Below are 21,650 nucleotides of genomic sequence, written 5' to 3'. Positions count from 1 at the left end.
ATGAGAGCATTTATTCATCATGCCCAAACGCGTGGGAGAGATAAGATCCCTTATGACCTCAGAACCCTCCATCGTGAAAGAGAGTTGCACACTTGCCGAGGTGGCGAAAAAAATAGTAGAGGATGCCAGAACCCGTACGGTTTATGTGGTAAACGACGATGAAGTTCTGACTGGCATAATACCGGTTATGGAACTTATTCAGTACATCTATTACAGGAGTATCCCACAGGAGTATGTACTTTATAGATTCCCAATGCTGTTGAGCACATCCCCCACCGCCAAGGACATAATGCTTTCACCGGTATACGTAAGAGATGAGGATGATGTTGAAGATGCGCTGATAAAGATGTTCAAGAACAGATTAGAGGAAATTCCAGTTGTGGATGAGAGACTTCACGTAACAGGTAACCTGAGCATATTGGAACTTATTGTGGCACACATTGAGAGTGACAAAAATGCTGATTGAACTGGCCCTGGCCCTTATACTGGCAAAGATCATGGACGAGCTGTTCATGAGGAAGGGACAGCCACCCGTTATTGGAGAGATTTCCATCGGCATTATTTTTTCTGCCATAGCTTTCGCCCTGCCACAGAGTCTGATAGTCGGAAACTACTCATTTCCATTGAATTTTGATATAAAACATCCAGCCTTTGATTTCTTTGCCGAAACGGGAATATTGCTGCTTCTTTTTCTATCAGGGATGGAAACTAATTTTTCAGACTTGAAGAAATCCGGAAAATCTGGGCTTCTTGCAGGTTCTCTTGGGGTCACTCTTACACTCTTGTTTGTGTATCTCTTCTCATTCTTTGTCCTGAAAATGTCAGTACAGCAGTCCATGGTTTTTGCAACAATATTCACAGCCACAAGCGTGGGGGTTACAGTGCGCACCATGATGGACTTGGGCATTCTAAACACTAAGGTTGGAAATACAGTACTGACAGCGGCCGTAGCTGACGATATATTTGGAATAATACTGGTAACCATCGTGCTGGGAAGTGGAGAGATCATAGAAATTTTGATAGGTATGGTGGTTTTCTTTGCTGGCCTGTATATGGTGTATAGATACAATTTGATGGATCGTGCTCTAAAATATGTGGATAGAAGTTTGCATGGCAGATACGCACTCGTATCCATCTCTCTGGGATTCATGTTCCTCTTTGCCTACTTTGCTGACCTAGCGCACATAGCAACCATAACGGGCTCTTTCTTTGTGGGCCTGTTCATAGGCCAGTCCCGTGAGGAAAGGAAAATTGTTGAACCTGTGAAGATGATTGCCTACTCTCTCTTCATACCCGTATTTTTCGTTAAGGTTGGAACTCTTGTAGAATTTCAAAATTTAGAGGGGTTCAATCTTTTACTTCTTGCCGTTATACCCATCGTTTTTCTGGGAAAGATTGTTGGCTGTGCTCTGGGTTCAAAAATATCTTCACTAACAAGCAGGGAAAGTTTAAGGGTTGGGTTCGGTATGGTTCCTGAAATGGAAGTTGCCCTTGTAATAGCCACACTTGCATACGGATCTGGGATATTTGGGAATATTCTGGGAACACAGGTCATAACCCTAACTATTTTGTACGTGATAGTATCATCCCTCACGGTGCCCTTGGCTCTGAAGAAGATGTATGAAGGGATTGAAAATGCAGGTGTTTCCTGACTACAAAAACGGGGTTTACAACATACCCCACACCATACTTAACATGATGGGCTTGCACACCCCCTTAGCACTGGAAGGATTTGGCGATGTTCAGGTAAATTCCCTTGTTTTCATACTTGTGGATGCACTGGGATACAACCTTATCAAAAAACACTCAGACGGCTCCACTATGAAAAAAATAACATCCGTTTTTCCAAGCACAACCGCGGCAGCGCTGACCACCCTTTACACGGGACTATCCCCAAGGGAGCATGCAGTGCTGGAATGGTACATGTACTACGAAGAGTACGGGGGAATCATAAAAACGCTCCCATTTTCACCAATGCATTCGGATGAAAATGATGCACTTCTGCACCTGGGCGTGAGCCCTGAGCCCATTTTCCATCTACCCACAATATTCCAAAAGATGAGTTCCAAGGGCATAACATGTTCAGCCTATATGAGAAAGGAATACGCACATGCCACTTACTCATCACACATGCTGAGAGGTGCGGAGATAAAGGACTACGAAAACCTCACAGATGCTTTCAGGAAGATAAAAAGAGATAAGAGTGATTTCATTTATCTATACATAGACTACCTTGACACTGTGCAGCATGCCTATGGACCAAATTCAAAGGAAACAGAGGAGATGTTGAAAAGGATATTCAGTGAAGTTGAAAAATTAAAAAAAGATATGAGAGCAACAATAATCGTTTCAGCAGATCACGGGCAAATAGAAATAAGGAAAAAAAGGATTATTCCATTAAAAACCGCACTTCCCGGAGGAGGACCAAGGGATATGTTCATCTATGGAGAGGAGCAGATACCTGAGGATCTGAGGGTTTTAGACAGAGGGAATTTTTTAAATCTGCTGGGTCCGGGAAAGGAGAACAATAGACTGAAATTGCGAATCCCTGATATGGTTCTCCTTCCAGAAAAACATGAAGGTGTATGGTACGAAAATTTCTACGCAAGAGGGTTACACGGAGGATTGAGCGAGGAGGAAATGTATGTGCCTTTCATTCTGTACGAACCCTGATCTATGTATTTAAATAAAGATAAAAGATAAATAATCGTAATGCATATCCCCTGCAATGCTAGGCTTTCGCATGACGCATGCATGTGATTGCCTAGCATAGGTGGTAGATGGAATGAAATACAGGAAGAAAAATATGGGAATAATATGGATAGTGGCTGCATTGATGGTCTTAAGCGTGTTTTCTGTGGCAATTTTTGCAGCCTCTGCCAACGGAGAGAACATGGTACCCATATCCAGTGGATTCAATTCTCAGATTCTGAATCAGGGAACTTTCATAGGGTATGTGAATCCCAGCCAGAAGATATGGGTAACCATAGGATTAAACTGGAGAAACGAGGAAAATCTGAATGAGTTTTTGAAGGAAGTAAATAATCCTTATTCGCCCAATTTTGGGAAATACCTGAGTTATCAGGAATTCAAAGAGAGATATGCGCCCCCAATACAGGAATATATCCAGGTGCTCAACTGGATAAAGAATAACAATGTGCACATAGCATACACCTATCCCATGAGAAATGCCATAGTGATCCATGATACCTTCAAAAAGATTGGAAATCTTCTGCATGTGCAGTTTGGGTACTTCAAATCAAACAACCCGTCTCTGAACAGATATTATTTCGCAGCGATAAATTCCCCCAGTGTGCCACTTGACCTGAAAAACATAATCTCAGGCATCAATGGTTTGAATAATGCAACCAGATTCAAACTGCACTACTACACTGCATCAAGTGGAATAGATTACCTCAGTGGTGCAGATGTATCCAAAATGTACCATGTTTACGAACTTTACAACAACACACCCGACGGATCCGCAAGCAACACCCATATTTTCGCCACAGGTTTGAGGGTTGCAACCGTCCTTTGGGAAGGTGCAGATTCTTACGGAAATCAATACGCTCCATTTGACCCAGATGCCGTCACATATTATTATCAGCATGTGATACCCACATGGATTCAAAATCTTGGAGTAATGTCCACAGTGCACTACTACGGGACAAGTGGTACTGTGGCCCCAGGAAGCAATACAGATGGGCAGGTATCCACGGAGAATGAGCTCGATCTTGAGATGGTGGGAACCCTTGCGCCAGGAGTTGATGCATTCTGCGTCTACGGGCCTGGAGGAAGCAATGGTGGGCCTTCTGAGAGCAATTTCCCGGACAATGAGTACAATTACATTCTGAATACACTCGCAGCTGAAAGCAGCCCTGTTCTGGTTGCTGTGAGTAATTCTTGGGGTGGTGGAGATTATCAGGTGAGCAGTACAACAATGAACGATGTTAAGGCCCTGGAGGCGATGGGTGTAACCGTTATGGCCTCAAGTGGAGATGATGGAGACACCACCTCTCCAAGTGAGCCTTCAACAGCAGCCTATGATAATTATGGATTCCTTGCCGTTGGAGGAACAACTCCCATACCAAACGGCGTTGATCACACTACCCTTGACGATTATGCCACCATGGGATACAACACAAACATTGCAGATCCAAGAAGTAATGAGGTTGTATGGTACGATACCACAAGTACCAATAGCGCAGGGGATCACTGGGGAACTCAGAGTGGCGTGAGTTCTGTATACTCCGAACCATCCTGGCAGAGTGACTACATTGGGAGTTACAATGGTAGAGTAACGGCGGATGTTTCCGCCATGGGAAATCATACCCTCATTTATGTTAGCAGCAGTAGCGGTACCCAGTGGAGTTCAGTGGCTGGTACGTCTGTGGCGTGTCCTGTTACTGCTGGTATGGTGGCAATGATGGACGCATACGTAGGAGTGAACTACAGAATTTCAAATCATGGACTCGGTTTCCTAAACCCCATCATCTACAAGCTTGGATACGATTACTACCACAATGGGATGTATTCCAATTCACCCCCATACTTTGACGTTACCCAGGGGGCAACTGGAGGTGGTGGATCCGCAGGTACAGGCTGGGATCAGGTTTCTGGTTGGGGAGTTATAAACGCCTGGAATTTCATTCATGATATTGGTTTCACCTTGAGTTCTTCTTCAACCAGTATGTCGATCAATGCAGGAGATTCCGCAACATACACAATAAATGTGGAGTTTCCATATGACTGGACCACCGATGTGGGACATTTCCAGATAAGCGGCCTGCCATCAGGGGCAAGTGTGAGCTATTCTACAAACTATGTACATCCAGCTGGAAATGGAGCATCGGTGTCATTTAACGTTAATATACAAACCTCATCATCAACGCCTGCCGGAACCTACAATCTCATTCTCAAAGCATACTCTTACAATCACACAAACGGACACTGGGGGAATCTCACAAATACCATACAGCTGAATCTTACAGTAGGCAGTGGCTCATCTTCACCAACAGCGCCAAGTGCCCCACAGAATCTGCAGGCTACTGCGGGAGATGGACAGGTTTCACTCTCTTGGCAGGCTCCTTCAAGCAATGGTGGTGCTGCAATCACAGAGTACAAGATATACCGTGGTACCAGCAGCGGCTCTGAATCATATCTGGCTGAAGTAAGCGGTTCTACGCTATCTTATACTGACACATCTGTCACAAATGGACAGACGTATTATTACTACGTGACTGCCGTTAACTCTGCTGGCGAGTCCCCTGCCAGCAATGAGGTATCTGCTACTCCTCAGGCATCCACATCAGCACCATCTGCACCTCAGAACCTCCAGGCAAGCGCAGGTAATGGGTATGTACAGCTTTCCTGGCAGGCTCCTTCAAACAATGGTGGCGCTGCAATAACAGAGTACAAGATATATCGTGGTACCAGCAGTGGTGGTGAATCGTACCTGACCGAAACTTCATCACTCTCATACAACGATACATCTGTCACAAATGGACAGACGTACTATTACTATGTCACTGCCGTTAACTCTGCTGGCGAGTCTCCTGCCAGCAATGAGGTATCTGCTACTCCTCAGGCACCTCCAAGCCCATCACCTTCCACACTCAAAATACTCCTCGTACTGGACAATGGTGCATCCTCTTACAAATCTTACTTCACCGATGCACTGGACGCTGATGGGTACTCGTACGACGTGTGGGATATAAGCTCATCTGGCTCTCCTTCCGCCAGCACCCTGGAACAGTACCCTGTGGTTATCTGGACCACCGGATCTGCCTGGTCAAACATACTCTCTTCCACTGACCAGTCAAACCTTGAAACTTACCTCAACAACGGTGGAGCACTCTACCTGAGCTCCCAGGACTTCCTCTACGAAGTCACTGGCGGCTACGATGAGAGCATCTCAAACACGTTCATAACCAATTACCTCGGCGTGGATTACGTGGCCAACGATGTGGGCTATTCCACAGTCGCTGGTGTCTCCGGTACATTCGCCGCTGGCTTCTCTTCCATATCTCTCTCAAACTACCCCTTCACCAACTACGACGATGAACTTGGACTCAGCTCCTATGGCCACGCACTCTTCTATTCAACCTCCGATGGCTATGTTACTGGCGACTTCGTCAATACCTCTACCTACAGAACCGTGTTCACTGCCTTCTCATTCGAAGCAGTCCAGAATTCTGATTCGTCCACCAGTAATGCCCTGCTTAAGGCTATTGTGGATTGGCTGAGCGGAGAGAGTACCTCTATAGAAATACACGTGAACCCATCAACAATGGCACACCACACAGACCCATCAAGCAATACAGATGTGCTTCAGGAACTCTACACAATGCACACGCACAGCATAGAAACCTGCGCCATACCAACCAGATCAATTTCCCTATAATTTTTTCTTCTTTTTGGGGAAAAATTTAAAACGATGATTCATTATAAGGGCTATGTTTGAAGAAAAGCTGAAAAACGCAAAGATAGGTCTCACCTTTGATGACGTTCTTCTCCAACCCTCAAGAAGTCCAGTTGAGCCAAAGGATGTGGATGTTTCCTCCCACATAACTCGGCACATAAAGGCAAAGATTCCAATTTTGAGTTCTCCAATGGACACTGTCACTGAGGATAGAATGGCAATCGCCCTCGCAGAGATAGGGGCTCTTGGTGTAATCCACAGAAATATAACAATCGAAGAGCAGGTGGAACTGGTCAGAAGGGTGAAGAAGGAGGAGAGTTTGATCATAAGAGATCTGCACACAATAACACCAGATACCACAATAGAAGAGGCTGAGAGGCTGATGAGGGAGAACAAAATAGCGGGCCTTCCTGTGGTGGAAAACGATAAACTTGTTGGAATCTTGACTAACAGAGACATAAGATTTTACAGAGGCGAACGAATAAAGGTCTCTTCCGTTATGACCAGGGACGTGATCACGGCTCCTGAAGGCATAACCATGGAGGAGGCCATAAAAATAATGCACGAGCACCGCATTGAAAAATTACCAATAGTAAAGGACGGAAAACTCGTTGGACTCATAACGGCCAAGGACATACTGAAGAGGGAGAGGTACCCTGATGCACTCAGGGACTCAGAGGGACGACTCATGGTGGGTGCGGCAATAGGTCCGTTTGACGAGGCTCGAGCCAGAAAACTTCTGGATGCAGAGGTGGATGTCATCGTTATAGATACTGCCCACGCACACAACGAGCATGTAATGGAGAGCATAAAGAAGATTCGCAAAATAGTGGACGTTGATCTAATAGCGGGAAACATAGCAACAAAGGAAGCGGCAGAGGATTTGATTGCCCTGAACGTGGATGCTTTGAGGGTTGGAATAGGACCAGGTTCAATATGCACAACCCGGGTGGTGGCAGGAATAGGCGTGCCTCAGCTTGAGGCCATAGGTCAGACGGCAGATGTGGCCCAAGATTACGGCGTACCTGTTATAGCAGATGGAGGTATAAGATATTCCGGGGACATAGTAAAGGCCCTTGCAGCAGGAGCGAGCGCAGTCATGCTTGGAAGTCTCCTTGCCGGAACAGAGGAATCACCGGGAAGGGAGATGATCATAGGTGGAAGAAAATTCAAGGTGTATAGGGGTATGGGCTCCCTAGGTGCCATGCAAAAGGGTATATCGGATCGTTATGGAAAACTTGGCAAGGGAAAACTCGTGCCCGAGGGTGTGGAAGCGGCCGTTCCCTACAAGGGCAGGGTTGAGGAGGTAATATTCCAGCTTGTTGGAGGGGTGAAATCGGGCATGGGTTACACAGGAGCGAGAAATGTTGAAGAACTGTGGAAGAGGGCAAGATTCGTGAGAATCACAAATGCGGGACTCAAAGAGAGCCATCCCCACGATGTCAACATAATAAGCGAGGCGCCAAATTATCCCATGAGTTAATTATTTAACCCATCCCACTATTTTTGAAGCATGGAATATCCCGAAGATGTGCTCACAAGATCAAAGAAGGGAAAAATTGAGGTGAGAAATCTTGTGGATTACGGAAAATTTGTGAGATACGAGTACCTTGACCCGAAAACTGGAGAAAGGAGCGAGAACAAAGTGAAAATCGTGCTCTACAACGGAGATGACTACGAGGAGTACTTCATCATACCTCTGAAACAGAAGAACAGGTTTCTCATGCTCTCCGCCGAGAAGAAGGGACCACGCAAGATATGGGATGGTAACGAAGCTAAGGACCTCTACCATCTTCTTGGCATGGATGAATAGGTTTCCAAAGTTTTATTAAATATGAAGTGTAAGGTTAGGCATGAGTAATGAGGAGATAATAAAAAAGGCAAAGGAACTGGGCAAGGCCCTGAAGGAGTCTGAAGAGTATAAGGAACTTATTGAAGCACAGAAGGCCCTTGACGAGGATGAGGAGACGCAGAAACTTTTGAATGATTACAACACCAAGGCCCAGGAAATTCAACTCAAACAGATGACAGGGGAGAACATAAACGACAATATGGTGGAATTGCAGAAATTGGAGCAGGATATTATGAACAGCGAAACCATGAAGAGGTACACAGAGGCAGAGGATAAGTTCAAAAAGCTTATTGAATCCACAAACCAGGCCATAGTGGAATCCATGGAAGAGGAGCAAAAGGAATAAATATAATAAGGGGCATATCCCTTATTCCATGTACGCGAGAGTTGAAGATATAGGGAAAAAGATAAAGAGCATGGAGATTCGGGGGGCTGGCCGTATAGGTAGGGCCGCTGCCCTAGCTCTAAAATATTTTGCGGAGGATTTTGAAGGAAATATTCAGGGATTTTACGAAGATCTTGACAATGTAAAGGAGTACCTTATCTCCACCAGGCCCACAGCAGTTTCTCTCAAGAATGCAGTTTACTATGTGGTAAACAGGGCAAAGGGGGAAAATGTGGAAGACCTGCGCAAATCCATAATAAAAAATGCGGAAGATTTCATAAAAAGATCCGAAGAAGCGCTTGAGATCATAGGAAAATACGGGGCTGGGAGAATTCCAGATGGGGCAACCATACTTACACATTGCAACTCATCAGCCGCTTTGCAGTGCATAATTCAGGCACACAGGGATGGAAAGAAAATTCGAGTTTTCAACACAGAGACAAGGCCATGGTTGCAGGGACACATAACCGCAAGAGCTCTGGCGAAGGAAGGAATAGACGTTACGATGATCGTGGACTCTGCAGTTCGTTATTTTATGAGGGATGTGGACATAGTGGTTGTGGGAGCGGATACCATAGCGAGCAACGGCGCAGTTATAAACAAAATAGGTACATCCCAGATTGCCCTGGCAGCCCATGAGGCAAGGGTGCCTTTCATTGTTTGCGCTGAGACCTACAAATTTTCACCGGAAACGGTAATAGGGAAACTGGTGAAGATTGAGGAGCGCGATCCCAGGGAGATTGCAAATCCTGATGATTTTCCAGGCGTGAAATTCAGAAATCCAGTGTTTGACGCCACTCCACCGGAGTACATAGATGCAATAGTTACCGAGAAGGGTGTAATTTCCCCATATCTTGCATATGAGATAATAAAGGAGGTGATGAACGTTGGAATTGAAGGTAAAGAGGATTGATGTTGAGGTTGGAGGATTGGAGATCATACTGAACGAGGAAGATGCAAAGGAACTTGGGCTCCACCCACAGGACAGGGTTAAGGTCACAAGGAGGGGCACTGTCACAACGGCCATAGTGAACATTTCTGAAAGTATGATTAAAAGGGGAGAGATAGGGATGTTCGTTGAGATCAGTGAGAAATTAAGCGTAAAAAATGGAGATAAGGTGAACATCGCTCCAACTGTGAGACCCATGAGTGTGGATTATATAAAGAAAAAGATCTCCGGTGAAAAACTCACAAAGGATGAGATATATCAGATCGTGAGAGACATTGTGGATGATAGTCTATCAAACATTGAACTGGCATCCTATGTAACGGCGATTCAGATTCGTGGCATGGACATGGATGAGACCGAGTGGATGACAAAGGCGATGGTGGAAACAGGCGAAACAATTGATTTTGAATACACAGTGTTTGATGTTCACAGCATAGGAGGAGTACCCGGAAATAAGTATGCACCCATAGCTGTACCCATAGCGGCCAGCATGGGATTGAAAATACCCAAAACCTCATCAAGGGCCATAAGCAGTGCCGCAGGCACGGCGGATCTAATGGAAGTCCTTACAAATGTTAAACTTAGTGTAAAGGATATAAGGAGAATAGTAGACGAGGTTGGAGCCACGCTCACATGGGGCGGCGCGGTTAATCTTGCACCTGCAGACGATAAGATTGTGAAGGTTGAATATCCACTGGGAATCGACCCGCATTCTCAGGTTTTAGCAAGCGTGATGGCAAAAAAGAAGGCTGTGGGCGCAAATTACATGGTTCTTGACATTCCAATGGGTCCAGAAACTAAAGTGCCTGACGAGAAGACCGCAAGAAAATACGCCATGGATTTCATAGAACTTGGGGAGAGGTTAGGCATAACCATTGAGGCAGCCGTGACCTACGGTGGACAGCCAATTGGCCGTGCCATTGGCCCAGCCCTTGAGGCCCGTGAGGCGATGCAGGCCCTTGAAGGGAAAAATGTAAGTAACTCGCTCATTGAAAAGGCAACGGACATTGCGGGCATGCTCCTTGAACTTGGAAATGTGGCAGAGAGGGGAGAGGGAAAGGCAATGGCAAAAAATGTTTTGAAAAGTGGAAAGGCAAGGGAGAAGTTTCTTGAAATCATCAATGCCCAGGGTTCAAGGGGAATTGAAAAGAGCGAGGATGTCCCCATAGGCAAATACAAAGCAGAAATACATTCACCGGAAGACGGATACATCTCAATAGTCTCAAATAAAGCGCTGGTGAAGATTGCAAGAACTGCAGGAGCCCCAAAGGACAAGGGTGCAGGAATATTGCTCAACAGGAAAAAGAGTGAGAAAACTGAAAAGGGAGAAGTACTGTATGTGATCTATGCGGATTCCAAGGCCAAACTGGAAGAAGCAGTTAAACTAGCCAAAATGTTAAAACCCCTAAAAATTGAGGGAATGCTGCTGGAGCGTATTCCATCCTACAAAAAATGAGAAGGGTAAAATTTCTCCCTCTCTCTCAAATTTCTGCAAAATATATTGGCACATGGATAATCACAGAGGGTTTTGTGGAGACGATTTATCCCATAAAAGAAGATCGACTCAAGAATTATATAATTGTGGATTCTTCATCACCGCTCCAGAGGGGCATTTATTTGAGCATGGATAGTACTCATAGAACATACGTTATAAGCGATGGAAGGAGAGAACTTACACTTATTCACGCTCCCCTTTCCCTGTATCAAGGTCAGCGAATCAGGGTGCTTTGCAAGGTTGTAAAGCAGGGTAAGGGTATTGCTTTGAAATTCAAAAAATTAGTTTGATTATTTTAACAGCTCCCTTCTGTAATCGTAGGCTATGATAAAGAGCACGACCGTTATTATGGAAAGCAGGATTGATGTTATGAGATAAAAATCGCAACTACAACTCTCATTTCCATAACGATTCACATAACGGGCATAGGAGAGTATGGACGCATCCTTTAGAAGCAGATTGGTGTAATTTGACGTTGAGAATATGTCAATATAAACAATTTTCACCCCTGTTTCTCTGGACAACTGGATTGCTATCTGTCCGGATCTTGAGTTCTGAAGTGACTGAACATCCACTATGAAATTTATTTTTCCGTTTTGAATATCCTTCTTCACCCTGCTCAGCTCCTTCTCGCTTATGAACTGATGTGGGCCTTCCACAATTGTGCCCTCTATGGATATACCAAGATACTTAACCACATAAAAAGCCCCTGGAACTGTTAAGAGGGCGGTTTTGTTTTCCAAATCCGCATTTTTCGCCATATTTCTAACATTTCTGAGGGTAGATTCAAGATTTTTCTCAAATTTCATAAAGTTATCCTCATAATAGGCGGAACTTGCAGGATCCATTTCTTCCAATTTTTTTTCAATTGCCCTTGTTATATTCAGAGCATTTGGAGGATATAGCCAGTAACCATGTACATTTCTTTTGAAACTGCCCAGAGGATACAGCTTGGCATGATAATCCTCAAAATCCAAGATTTCCTTACCTTCAACCTTCTCCCTTATGTTTCTGTCTATTGAAAAGAACTGGCTGGAGGCTAAAATTATAAGATCTGCAGATTGCAATTTTTTCATATCTCCGTAGGTCAGAGAATAGGAATGTATATCCTCACCCTGCGGAACAATATAACTCACATTTACACGGGAGCCTCCAATTTCCTCGGCGAAGTATGAGAAAATTTCAAGTGTGGCCACAACATTTATTTTTTTCCCATTGTCTGCGCTTCCATTGGGCAGGATTGAGGCAATTGAAATTAGCAACGTGAAGATAATTATGAGCACAACTACTCTTCTCATCGGTTAGGTTATACCTAACGCAAATATAAAAATTGCTCAGAAATCAGAAAAAGAATAGAAGCAGATAAATTATCAATCCTGCTAGGGCACCCGCGTTGAGATACGGCAATCCGGGCTGTGGCTTTCCGGTGTTCACCATCACGAACAGAAGGAGCATGGCAGATAGAGCACCCACAAGCGTGAATATACCTCCAAGCATACCAAAATTTCTCTCAGCAGCCACAACGAGTATTCCGGGAATGAGAACATCCCCATATCCCATATAGTAGGCCTCTCTCTGGGTACCCTTTCCAGGTCTGCCCTTGGCTCTCTTGAAAGAATAACCTTTCTTTGCAGGGACCACGAACATTGCAGGCAACTTGTGTTCAATGGCAGAATCTGCAAGGGCAACCATGTGCTTGCTCATGTAAACGGCAATGGCATCATAAATTGCAAATAAACTCAGGAGAACGATAATTGGTATCAAGGTCAAACTCAATCCGAATATCAGAGCCACACCCACCGTGGTTAGAATACCCACAAGGTTTATAACATACCACTCGGAATTTTTTATGAGGAGAATTGTGAGAATCACGGATATTGCCAATGAAATCAGGTCAGAGTAGGGTATGTAAAAGTAGTATAGCAGTGGAAAGATTGCATACCACATGGCCCAGGCAATCGCAAAGTAAAATATACCCCGAAGAAGATTTTTCTTGCCCTTTTTGGCTATGAACACTATTAAAAGGGTAACAGCTATGACGTAGATTAGATAGTAAACTGCAACCCAAGGATTGCTACCCTCCTCTCCCAATCCTCCCTCGTATATGGTGTATGCTGGAAAGAGAAGAAGGGCCATTACGTTGGCCACAAGGAAGATGAGCATCATATTTATCTGAGCAAGAGTTTCACTCTTCATCCCTCTTCCTCCTGTTGTACTCGCAGTTCATATTGGGACAGATCTTCCAGTCCCTGCGCCCTTTCTTTCTTATGATAATCAACGGAGCACCACAGTACGGACATACTTCTCCTGTGGGAATTATCTGACCCTTCTGGGGCAGGGGATAGGTCACATCGCATTTTGGATAATTTGAGCATCCAATGAAACGTTTGCCATTGCGGGATTGCCTTATCACAAGATCTCCCCCGCATTTGGGACACTTGCCAACAACGTCCTTTCTCCTGTTATACTCACATTTTGAATCCAGGCATCGGATCTCTGGGCTCTGACCTCTACGAACCACTTTTATTAGAGGCAATCCACACACCGGGCATTTTCGATTTAGAAACTCAACATGACCCGTTTTTGGCAGGTTGTAAAACTTCGCAGTCTCTCCGTGCTCGCATACAACAAGTTTCTTTCTCTCAAGGTAGATGAGTTTTCCTCCATCGGGACATTCGCCAATCTCGGTACGCATTGAACTGCTGATACTCTTACCAACATCTCCCTTATTCTCCTCCAGAGATCTCAATATGCTCTTCAGCATCTCTCTTGATTCCTTCACAACATAATCTCCACTCACAGAGCCCTCTTCAATCCTGTCCATATCCCTCTCCAATTTAGCGGTCATATCGGGCTTTACAACATCAACCTTGTTCTTCTCCAGAGAATCTATCAGCGCTTTTCCAAGATCCGTTGGTCTTATGGGATTCCCCCTAACATAACCCCTATCAAAGAGTTTCTGAATTATCTCGGCCCTTGTGCTCTTTGTACCAAGATTCAGTTTCTCCATCTCTTTGAGCAATGAGGATTGGGTGTATCTGCTGGGGGGCTTTGTTTCCTTTCTTACAATTTCCACACCCTTCACCCTGATCTCCTCACCCTCCTTCAATCTGGGCATAGGGATTTCTTCAAATTTGGAATAGGGATAGTAATAGTGCCAGCCCTCGTTCAGAATTCTCCTTCCCTTGCTTACAAAGATCTCGTCCAATATGCTTATCTTTGCAGTGCTCTCTTCGTATTCCATATCAGGGGCAAGGGTGGCAAAGAATCTTCTAACTATGAGTTCATAAATTTTACCGCGCTCTCCATCCAGCTTTGCACCGCGCATAGGCACAATTGGAGGGTGATCCTTGCTCTCCTTCTTGCCCCGTGTTGGGTACTTCCTGCGCTCCTTCTGAAGTTTTTTCACATCTTCGGAGAACTTTGATTTTTCAAGTGATTTCAGTATGGCATTTATATTCAAGCTTCTGGGATAAACAGTGTTATCCGTTCTGGGATAAGATATGTAGCCTCCCATGTAGAGATCCTCTGCGATACGCATGGCTCTTGCTGCGGAGAATCCCAGTTTAGTGGCCTCACTAAGAAACTCCGTGGTGTTGAACGGCGAAGGGGGTCTTATCTTCTTCGTTCCTTCAACGTATTCAAGAACCTTCCCCACATTGCAATCCTTTATCTTTTCATATATTTTCTTTGCCTCCTCCTCTTTCCATATCGGATTTGCAATATGTTCCCCTCTGAATATTCTACGCTTGTGAAATTTGGCACCTATGTTCCAGTAGGGAGTGGGCTCAAAACTCTCGATTTCCCTCTCCCTCTTGACTATGAGGGCAAGAGTGGGGCTTTGTACCCTCCCTACTGATAGGTAATCCTTACCCCTTCTTCTGGAGGCAAGAGAGATAAAGCGAGTTAGAGAGGCCCCCCATGCGAGGTCTATCTTCTGTCTTGTCTCCGCTGCACTTGCAAGATTGTAATTCACATCCACAAGGTTCTCAAACGCATTTTTTATCTCCTGCTCGGTTAAAGCGCTGAACTTTGCCCTCTTTACTTTACCCCTGTAACCGGAGATGCTCAGGGCCTCCACGCCTATCAATTCTCCTTCCCTATCGTAATCTGTGGCTATTATCAGCAGATCAGCATCCTTGGCCAAATTTTTTAAAGTTGAAGCCACACCCTTCTCCTTAACGATCTTCACGGGCTCCTCGTCCACAAGTTTCTGCAGGTCCTTCAAATTCCAACTCTTGAACTTTTCAGGATAATCCAGTTGCAGAATGTGCCCTCTGAGGGGCACAACAAAGTACCTATCACCACCCATTGAGAACGAGTAATACACGTTTCTTCCCTTCTTAACCGTTTCAAATTTTCCGCCGGATAGAATCTTTGCAATACGCTGCGCTGCATTGCGCTTTTCCGCAATTACAAGAATGTTCACGGGCCATAAAAAGGGAAGTAGTAAAAAAATCTTTGCCAAGAAGGGGGCGAAGCCCCCTTTCTAAACCCCTAAGTAGGTGTGTTTTCTCACTACATTCCTCCACTCACCGCCATCTCGATTATCTTTCTTATCTCAACAACGAATTCCAATGGTATATCCTTTAGCAGAGGATCAACAAAACCCTTTACTATGAGTTGCGTTGCCTCCTCTTCCTTCAAGCCCCTTGACATCAGGTAGAAGAGTTCCTCTTCCCTTATCTTCCCTATGGCCGCCTCGTGGCTCAGCTCGGCATCGTCCACCTCGGATACAAGTCCGGGGTAGGTTTCCATTCTCGCCTTGGAATTTAGAATTAGAGCGTCGCAACTTATGTGACCCTTTGTTTTTGGTGCACGGGCCCTTATTACACCTCTCGTTATAACAGTGCTCCCATCCATTATCACACTCTTGCTGGCATTTATACCTCTGGCACCGGGACCTTCAAGATTCATCTCTCCGCCCAAATCAACATAAAAATCTTTCTGACCAAGGATTATCCCGTTGAGTTCGGCATAACCCCCCTCATCAATCCAGTAAACAGGATTCGCCACATTACTCTTCCCCGTTCCAAGGCCCACTGTTGTGTTTATGAACTCTGCATTTTTTCCTATTCTCGCACGGGTCATGGGGCGGGTATGCACGTATTCAGGCCAGTTTTGCAGCACACTTAGTTTGATCTTTGAGCCCTCTCCTATGTACGCCTCCGTCATATCCAGGTGAAGGGAATGTCTGAGAAGAATAGGAGATGTGCACCCCTCAATCAGATGCAACTCGCTATGGGGCTCTGCATTGATTATTATATGTGGTGCCTGGGCCATTGCGCTGTTCTGAATCAGAAAGAATAGATGAAGGGGCATTGGAACACGCAATCCTGATTTTATGTGCAGAAACACGCCACCGTTCCATATTGCAGTGTGATAAGCCGCCAACTTGCTCTCGTGGGGATCGAAAAGTTTCATAAAGAGATCCTTAACGACAGGATGGTTGCGTACAGCATCCTCCATACTCTCAACAATGAGTCCCCTCTTTCTCCACGCCTGCAAAAATTCATTGAGCACTATGCTCGTATCACTCTGAACTGCAAGTCCAGCAACGTATTTCTTCTCAACCTCCGCAATGCCAAGTCTATCCAAGAGTGCAAGCATCTCTGGTGGCAAATCTTCAAGGCTCTTCACCTCAGGATAAACTTCCTCCGATGCGCCAACAACAAATTCCAGAGGATCCTTAATTACCGGATCGCTGTGCGGTGCTTCCAAGAATGCCTTCAACCCCTTGTACCTCAACTTTGTCATCCATTCTGGCTCCCTATTCCTTTTGCGAAGAGTCTCAATCTGATCCTCAATAATACTCCTAACATCCTGAACATCATTCATTGCAACCACACTCCTCAAAAACCTTCTTGAATCCATCCTTTTCAATTCTCTCAACAAGTTCCTCCCCACCACTCATAACTATACGGCCCTCCTTTATTATGTGCACCTTCACAGTGCTCGGATCTATGTGCTCAAGAATTCTACCGTAGTGGGTGATGAGCATAACGGAAGTTCCCCTTTCATATAGTTCCCTGATTTTCATGGACACGAGGCTTAGAGAGTCAACATCCACCCCGCTATCGGGCTCATCCAAAATGAGGAGTTTGGGTTCAAGAAGAAGTGCCTGGAGAATCTCAAATCTCTTGCGCTCACCACCTGAGAATCCAACATTAATGTAACGGGAGAGCGTGTCTTCTGAGAACCAGACCTCTCTTGCTTTTTTGAATATTAATTCCTTGGCTTCCAAGGTTTCCATGCCCCTTACCTTTTCAAGGAGGAGCGTGAGATAGTCAATTATTCGCACCCCTTCAATGTCCTCAGGTGCCTGAAAGGCCATCAGTATGCCCATACGGGCACGCTCATCAACGGGTAGAGAATCTATGATTTTATCCTCAAAATATATGTGCCCCCTCGTGATTCTGTACGAGGGATGTCCCATAATAGCCAGGGCCAGGGTACTCTTACCTGAGCCATTTGGGCCCATGATCACATGAATTTCCCCCTTTCCCATTTCAAAATTCATATCCCTGATTATCTCCTTATCCTCCACGGCAACTCCGAGAGATTCCACCTTGAGCAGTTTCATAATTGCGGGAAGATTTAATCATTTTTAAGTGTTGTTGGACAAATATGTGGATTCAAAGGTTTGCCTCCCATGAGGGCTATGATGACAAAAATACACCAAAAGAGATATCATCAAGGAATTAAAAAGCAAAAAATTCGTCAATAAACGAACATAAACACGATAAAAGTTAAATAGGCCATTTTCATTCTACACCGCAGGTGAGAATATGGTAGGTATTGTAACTTATGGCTCGTACATACCCATATACAGGATAAAGACTGCGGAGATAGCAAGGATATGGGGTGACAACCCGGAGCATCCTGAGAAGGGACTCGGCATAATGAGCAAAAGTGTGCCCGCCTACGATGAGGATGCTGCCACAATAGCCGTGGAGGCTCTTCGAAATGCACTGCGCAGGAAGAACATTCCCGGTGAGAAAATAGGTGCAATTTTTGTGGGTAGTGAATCACATCCCTACGCGGTTAAGCCCACTGCATCTCTAATTGCAGAGGTAGTGGGCGCGTATAAGGCTCATGCTGCAGATCTGGAATTCGCCTGCAAAGCAGGCACTGCTGCCATGCAGAATGTCTACGCCATGGTTAAGGCCGGTATGATTGAATACGGAATTGCAATTGGCACCGACACCTCCCAGGGGCAGCCGGGAGATGCACTTGACTATTCAGCCTCGGCAGGGGGAACGGCATACATAATAGGGAAAAAGGAAGTTATTGCAGAAATAAACGACACCGTATCATTCGTTACCGATACCCCCGATTTCTGGCGCCGGGAGGGGCAGAGGTATCCATCCCATGGCGGCAGATTCACCGGTGAGCCCGCATATTTCAAACATGTGATGACAGCAGCGAAGATGCTTATGGATAAAATGGGCACGAAGCCCAAGGATTACAACTACGTGGTTTTCCACCAGCCCAATGGCAAGTTTCCAATGCGCGTTGGAAAGAGACTGGGGTTCACAAAAGAGCAGATACAGCAGGGGCTGCTCACACCTTACATAGGAAACACCTACTCCGGTGCAACACCCACAGGGCTCAGCGCTGTGCTTGACGTGGCAAAGCCTGGGGACAGAATACTCGCCGTTTCCTTTGGAAGCGGCGCAGGCAGCGATGCGTTTGACATAACGGTGACGGATGAGATTGAGAATTTCAATCGAGACGCAGCACCAAAAACATGGGACCTGGTGAAGAGGGGCAAGTTCATCGATTATGCGCAGTATCTGAAATTCAGACGCATGATCGTGGAGGTGGATTAAATGAGAGATGTGGCAATAATTGGCGCAGGTGAGACGAAGTACGGAGAGCACTGGGAGAAAAGTTTGAGAGATCTTGTGGTGGAGGCAGGATTGAAGGCAATTGAAGATGCAAACATAACAGCCGAGGACATTCAGGCGATATTTGGAGGGAACATGAGCGCTGGAAGTTTCGTTGGTCAGGATCATGTTGGCGCTCTTATGGCTGATTTTGCAGGACTGGCTGAGCATCGGGTGCCCGCACTGCGTATTGAATCTGCATGCGCAAGTGGGGCTGCCGCATTACACGCGGGCTACATGGCTGTGGCCTCCGGACTATACGACATTGTTCTGGTGGGCGGTGTTGAAAAGATGACCGATTTACAGGGAGATATGGTAACTGATATACTTGCAGGTGCCGCAGATAGAGAATGGGAGGTTTTCCTTGGTGCAACGTTTCCTGCGCTGGCTGCCATGATGACTCGCCGCTATATGTACGAGTTCGGAATGACAGATGAGCAGATGGCTCTCTTCCCGGTAATAGCACACAAGCATGGCTCCATGAACCCGGATGCCCACTTCCAGAGGGAGATCTCCGTTGAAACCGTGCTGAAATCACCCATCGTTGCCGAGCCTCTGCGTGTTATGAACTGCTCTCCAGTCAGTGATGGAGCCGCTGCTCTGGTGCTCACCTCGGCAGATATCGCAAGAAAGTACACCGATTCACCGATAAAAATATCTGCCTCTGCATTTGCCAATGAGTACATCTCCCTGCATTCGAGGGAGTCTCTTATAAAATCAGTTTCCACCATTGAGGCGGGTCAGAAGGCATACAGAATGGCAAAGAAGGAGCCAAAGGATATAGATCTGGTAGAGATTCACGATGCCTTCTCCATAATAGCCATAGAGGGACTGGAAGATCTTGGATTTGCAAAGAAGGGAGAGGCTTGGAAACTGGCCGAGGAGGGGCAGCTGTACTACGATGGAGAACTGCCATACAACGTTTCGGGTGGGCTTAAGGCCAAGGGCCATCCGGTGGGTGCCACTGGCGTTGGGCAGGTTGTGGAGATTGTCAAGCAACTGCGCAACGAAGCAGGAAAGAGACAGGTGCCTGATGCAAAGGTTGGTCTTGCGCACAATGTGGGCGGGACCATGACTTCAAGCATCGTGCACATTCTGGAGGTGTTCTAAATGGTCGTGCCACGATTCTGGAGAGAGAGAAGGTACAGGTACAATCTCATCGGTACAAAATGCCCCGTGTGCGGCACCGTTTATTTCCCTCCCCGTAGCGTGTGCCCCAAGTGCGGTCGCGAAAGCGTGGGCAAGATGGAGGAGTTCCAGCTGAGCGGCAGGGGAAAGGTTTACTCCTACACCATTGTGCATCAGAACGTGCTTGGATACAAGTACCAGAAGCCCTATGTGATGGCAATAATAGAAACTCCTGAAGGGCCTAGAATCACCGGGCAGATTGTGGATGTTGATCCAGAGGATGTTCATATTGGAATGCCCGTGAGGGCCGTGTTCAGAAGAATAGCAGAGGATGGCAAGGCGGGAATAATCCAGTACGGGTACAAGTTTGTGCCTGATTGGAATGAGAAATCAGAGTAATTTTGCTAACTCTTTTATTTCTTTATTTGCCACATGCGTGTAAATCTGTGTTGTTTTCAGATATTTGTGGCCAAGTAATTGCTGAATGTACCTTATATCCGCGCCGCCTTCAAGCAGGTGCGTGGCGAAGCTGTATCTTAAAACATGAGGAGTCACATTTTTATTTATTTTCGCTCTCCTTGCCGCATTTTTCACTATGAGCTGGATACTCTTGGGGGAGTATCTTTTCCCCCGCTGGGAAATTAAAACATATCCATATCTCCTTTTTCCGAACATCTCCAGATGTCCCTTCAGTTCAGGATGAAGAAATACCACCCTCTCTTTTTCACCCTTTGCGATTTTTATGTGGATTACCTCCCTATCAAAATCTATGTCCTGCCATTTGATATTGCGAACTTCATTCAGTCGCATGCCTGCGTAGTAGAGAAACATCAGCACGAGGCGATGCTTCATATTTTCCGTGCCGTAAATCATTCTCTTTACCTCTTCTCGAGAGAGAACAACCGGCAATTTTTCCTTCTTCTTCGCCAGCGGAATGCTCTCGTCAAATCTCTCGCCAAGGACATTTTTGTAGAAGAATTTCAGGGCGAAATACGCCTGCCGAATGGAGGAACGGCTTTTATCTCCGTAATACTTCAGCAGGAACTCCCGCGGCTGCATACCAGAACGAAGAAATCTTCGCACCACGTTTATGTACGCCTTTCCAGTGCGGTAAGAGTATTTGCGGAGTTTGAGCTCTTCAATCAGTCTTCCAATCAGCTCATATCGCTCCTTTGGAGTAAGATTTTTATTCTCGAAGGACATATTCATCTCAATGGGTTATAAGGTAATAAAACTTCCGAATAACACCTATAAGGAGGGTTATACGAATTTCGTATATTTGGAGTTTCCGTGGCCGAACGCCCAAATTTCGGCTCGCTCAAAAGAAAATAAAGAAGAAAAATATTAGCAACCAACAAAATAAAAAATGAAAACAGAGAAATAACGGAGTTATTTGAACAGGCAGAAATATCAAAAAAATTAACAAACAAAAAAGTAATCAAATATAACGCTCGCCGAAACTTCAGGAAACACGCGGCTATACGGCAAACTTTGTTTGCCCAAATTCGCCCTTCGGGCGAACTTCGCATAG

19 protein-coding genes are annotated in these 21,650 nt (G+C 45.6%); 13 read left to right on the top strand and 6 right to left on the bottom strand.

From position 1 onward, the window contains the following. Positions 1-19 precede the first annotated feature (19 nt). The 10 genes from ACIM339_RS03555 (at position 20) to ACIM339_RS03510 (ending at position 11,392) form a co-directional block, all read left to right on the top strand. Positions 20-466, top strand: coding sequence for a CBS domain-containing protein (locus ACIM339_RS03555; RefSeq protein ID WP_015283237.1), 447 nt, complete (start codon positions 20-22; stop codon positions 464-466). After that, the gene (locus tag ACIM339_RS03550; RefSeq protein WP_015283236.1) at positions 456-1,652 is read left to right on the top strand and encodes a cation:proton antiporter; all 1,197 of its coding nucleotides are present in this window, start codon (positions 456-458) and stop codon (positions 1,650-1,652) included. The genes ACIM339_RS03555 and ACIM339_RS03550 overlap by 11 nt, the downstream gene beginning before the upstream one ends. After that, entirely contained in the window at positions 1,621-2,673 is a 1,053-nt protein-coding gene (locus ACIM339_RS03545; RefSeq protein ID WP_337954348.1) for a nucleotide pyrophosphatase/phosphodiesterase family protein, read from the top strand. Before ACIM339_RS03550 ends, ACIM339_RS03545 begins: the two co-directional genes overlap by 32 nt. 112 nt (positions 2,674-2,785) lie before the next feature. Then, positions 2,786-6,403: a protease pro-enzyme activation domain-containing protein gene (locus ACIM339_RS07740; RefSeq protein WP_015283234.1), complete on the top strand. Its 3,618-nt coding sequence runs from the start codon at positions 2,786-2,788 to the stop codon at positions 6,401-6,403. Positions 6,404-6,455: 52 nt separating this feature from the next. Then, positions 6,456-7,904, top strand: coding sequence for an IMP dehydrogenase (gene guaB / locus ACIM339_RS03535; RefSeq protein ID WP_015283233.1), 1,449 nt, complete (start codon positions 6,456-6,458; stop codon positions 7,902-7,904). Positions 7,905-7,934: 30 nt separating this feature from the next. Beyond that, positions 7,935-8,234 (top strand): hypothetical protein, encoded by a 300-nt coding sequence (locus ACIM339_RS03530; protein ID WP_015283232.1) that lies wholly within the window; start codon positions 7,935-7,937, stop codon positions 8,232-8,234. 40 nt (positions 8,235-8,274) lie between these two features. Further along, the gene (locus ACIM339_RS03525; protein ID WP_015283231.1) at positions 8,275-8,619 is read left to right on the top strand and encodes a YlbF family regulator; all 345 of its coding nucleotides are present in this window, start codon (positions 8,275-8,277) and stop codon (positions 8,617-8,619) included. 28 nt (positions 8,620-8,647) lie between these two features. Next, positions 8,648-9,571: a ribose 1,5-bisphosphate isomerase gene (locus ACIM339_RS03520; protein WP_015283230.1), complete on the top strand. Its 924-nt coding sequence runs from the start codon at positions 8,648-8,650 to the stop codon at positions 9,569-9,571. Beyond that, on the top strand, positions 9,546-11,063 hold the full coding sequence (locus ACIM339_RS03515; RefSeq protein ID WP_015283229.1) for an AMP phosphorylase: 1,518 nt from the start codon (positions 9,546-9,548) through the stop codon (positions 11,061-11,063). Before ACIM339_RS03520 ends, ACIM339_RS03515 begins: the two co-directional genes overlap by 26 nt. Continuing rightward, entirely contained in the window at positions 11,060-11,392 is a 333-nt protein-coding gene (locus ACIM339_RS03510; RefSeq protein ID WP_015283228.1) for a hypothetical protein, read from the top strand. Before ACIM339_RS03515 ends, ACIM339_RS03510 begins: the two co-directional genes overlap by 4 nt. Here the strand turns inward: ACIM339_RS03510 and ACIM339_RS03505 are convergent, their stop codons facing one another. The 5 genes from ACIM339_RS03505 to sufC all read right to left on the bottom strand — a co-directional run bounded on the left by ACIM339_RS03505 (position 11,393) and on the right by sufC (position 17,679). Continuing rightward, a complete protein-coding gene (locus ACIM339_RS03505) occupies positions 11,393-12,400 on the bottom strand; it encodes a metal ABC transporter substrate-binding protein (RefSeq protein ID WP_015283227.1) in 1,008 nt (335 codons plus the stop codon). A 43-nt stretch (positions 12,401-12,443) separates the two neighbouring features. Next, positions 12,444-13,298, bottom strand: a complete 855-nt coding sequence (locus ACIM339_RS03500; protein WP_015283226.1) for a presenilin family intramembrane aspartyl protease PSH — start codon at positions 13,296-13,298, stop codon at positions 12,444-12,446. After that, positions 13,288-15,531: a DNA topoisomerase I gene (locus tag ACIM339_RS03495; RefSeq protein WP_015283225.1), complete on the bottom strand. Its 2,244-nt coding sequence runs from the start codon at positions 15,529-15,531 to the stop codon at positions 13,288-13,290. Before ACIM339_RS03495 ends, ACIM339_RS03500 begins: the two co-directional genes overlap by 11 nt. An 89-nt stretch (positions 15,532-15,620) precedes the next feature. Beyond that, entirely contained in the window at positions 15,621-16,940 is a 1,320-nt protein-coding gene (locus ACIM339_RS03490) for a SufD family Fe-S cluster assembly protein (RefSeq protein WP_015283224.1), read from the bottom strand. Continuing rightward, complete coding sequence (gene sufC / locus ACIM339_RS03485) at positions 16,933-17,679, bottom strand: Fe-S cluster assembly ATPase SufC (protein WP_048104012.1); 747 nt, start codon at positions 17,677-17,679, stop codon at positions 16,933-16,935. The genes ACIM339_RS03490 and sufC overlap by 8 nt, the downstream gene beginning before the upstream one ends. A 211-nt stretch (positions 17,680-17,890) precedes the next feature. Between sufC and ACIM339_RS03480 the strand changes: the two genes are divergently transcribed. Genes ACIM339_RS03480 through ACIM339_RS03470 form a run of 3 tightly spaced genes read left to right on the top strand, consistent with a single transcriptional unit; the run spans position 17,891 to position 20,518 of the window. Further along, entirely contained in the window at positions 17,891-18,934 is a 1,044-nt protein-coding gene (locus ACIM339_RS03480; RefSeq protein ID WP_015283222.1) for a hydroxymethylglutaryl-CoA synthase, read from the top strand. After that, complete coding sequence (locus ACIM339_RS03475; RefSeq protein ID WP_015283221.1) at positions 18,935-20,101, top strand: thiolase domain-containing protein; 1,167 nt, start codon at positions 18,935-18,937, stop codon at positions 20,099-20,101. Beyond that, the gene (locus tag ACIM339_RS03470) at positions 20,102-20,518 is read left to right on the top strand and encodes a Zn-ribbon domain-containing OB-fold protein (protein WP_015283220.1); all 417 of its coding nucleotides are present in this window, start codon (positions 20,102-20,104) and stop codon (positions 20,516-20,518) included. It abuts the gene before it with no gap. Here ACIM339_RS03470 and ACIM339_RS03465 read toward each other — a convergent pair. Then, positions 20,510-21,322 carry a tyrosine-type recombinase/integrase gene (locus ACIM339_RS03465; RefSeq protein WP_015283219.1) on the bottom strand — a complete coding sequence of 271 codons (813 nt, stop codon included), beginning with the start codon at positions 21,320-21,322 and terminating at the stop codon, positions 20,510-20,512. The genes ACIM339_RS03470 and ACIM339_RS03465 overlap by 9 nt on opposite strands. Positions 21,323-21,650 lie beyond the last annotated feature (328 nt).

It is taken from the genome of Aciduliprofundum sp. MAR08-339 (genome assembly GCF_000327505.1).
GTDB lineage: Archaea > Thermoplasmatota > Thermoplasmata > Thermoplasmatales > Aciduliprofundaceae > Aciduliprofundum.
This window is presented reverse-complemented; position numbering and strand designations above follow the sequence as displayed.

Excerpts from the sequence above, each read along its gene's own strand:
- ACIM339_RS03555 (WP_015283237.1), top strand. The coding sequence starts at position 20 with ATGCCCAAACGCGTGGGAGAGATAAGATCCCTTATGACCTCAGAACCC.
- ACIM339_RS03550 (WP_015283236.1), top strand. The coding sequence starts at position 456 with ATGCTGATTGAACTGGCCCTGGCCCTTATACTGGCAAAGATCATGGAC.
- ACIM339_RS03545 (WP_337954348.1), top strand. The coding sequence starts at position 1,621 with ATGAAGGGATTGAAAATGCAGGTGTTTCCTGACTACAAAAACGGGGTT.
- ACIM339_RS07740 (WP_015283234.1), top strand. The coding sequence starts at position 2,786 with ATGAAATACAGGAAGAAAAATATGGGAATAATATGGATAGTGGCTGCA.
- guaB (WP_015283233.1), top strand. The coding sequence starts at position 6,456 with ATGTTTGAAGAAAAGCTGAAAAACGCAAAGATAGGTCTCACCTTTGAT.
- ACIM339_RS03530 (WP_015283232.1), top strand. The coding sequence starts at position 7,935 with ATGGAATATCCCGAAGATGTGCTCACAAGATCAAAGAAGGGAAAAATT.
- ACIM339_RS03525 (WP_015283231.1), top strand. The coding sequence starts at position 8,275 with ATGAGTAATGAGGAGATAATAAAAAAGGCAAAGGAACTGGGCAAGGCC.
- ACIM339_RS03520 (WP_015283230.1), top strand. The coding sequence starts at position 8,648 with ATGTACGCGAGAGTTGAAGATATAGGGAAAAAGATAAAGAGCATGGAG.
- ACIM339_RS03510 (WP_015283228.1), top strand. The coding sequence starts at position 11,060 with ATGAGAAGGGTAAAATTTCTCCCTCTCTCTCAAATTTCTGCAAAATAT.
- ACIM339_RS03505 (WP_015283227.1), bottom strand. The coding sequence starts at position 12,400 with ATGAGAAGAGTAGTTGTGCTCATAATTATCTTCACGTTGCTAATTTCA.
- ACIM339_RS03500 (WP_015283226.1), bottom strand. The coding sequence starts at position 13,298 with ATGAAGAGTGAAACTCTTGCTCAGATAAATATGATGCTCATCTTCCTT.
- ACIM339_RS03490 (WP_015283224.1), bottom strand. The coding sequence starts at position 16,940 with ATGAATGATGTTCAGGATGTTAGGAGTATTATTGAGGATCAGATTGAG.
- ACIM339_RS03480 (WP_015283222.1), top strand. The coding sequence starts at position 17,891 with ATGGTAGGTATTGTAACTTATGGCTCGTACATACCCATATACAGGATA.
- ACIM339_RS03475 (WP_015283221.1), top strand. The coding sequence starts at position 18,935 with ATGAGAGATGTGGCAATAATTGGCGCAGGTGAGACGAAGTACGGAGAG.
- ACIM339_RS03470 (WP_015283220.1), top strand. The coding sequence starts at position 20,102 with ATGGTCGTGCCACGATTCTGGAGAGAGAGAAGGTACAGGTACAATCTC.
- ACIM339_RS03465 (WP_015283219.1), bottom strand. The coding sequence starts at position 21,322 with ATGTCCTTCGAGAATAAAAATCTTACTCCAAAGGAGCGATATGAGCTG.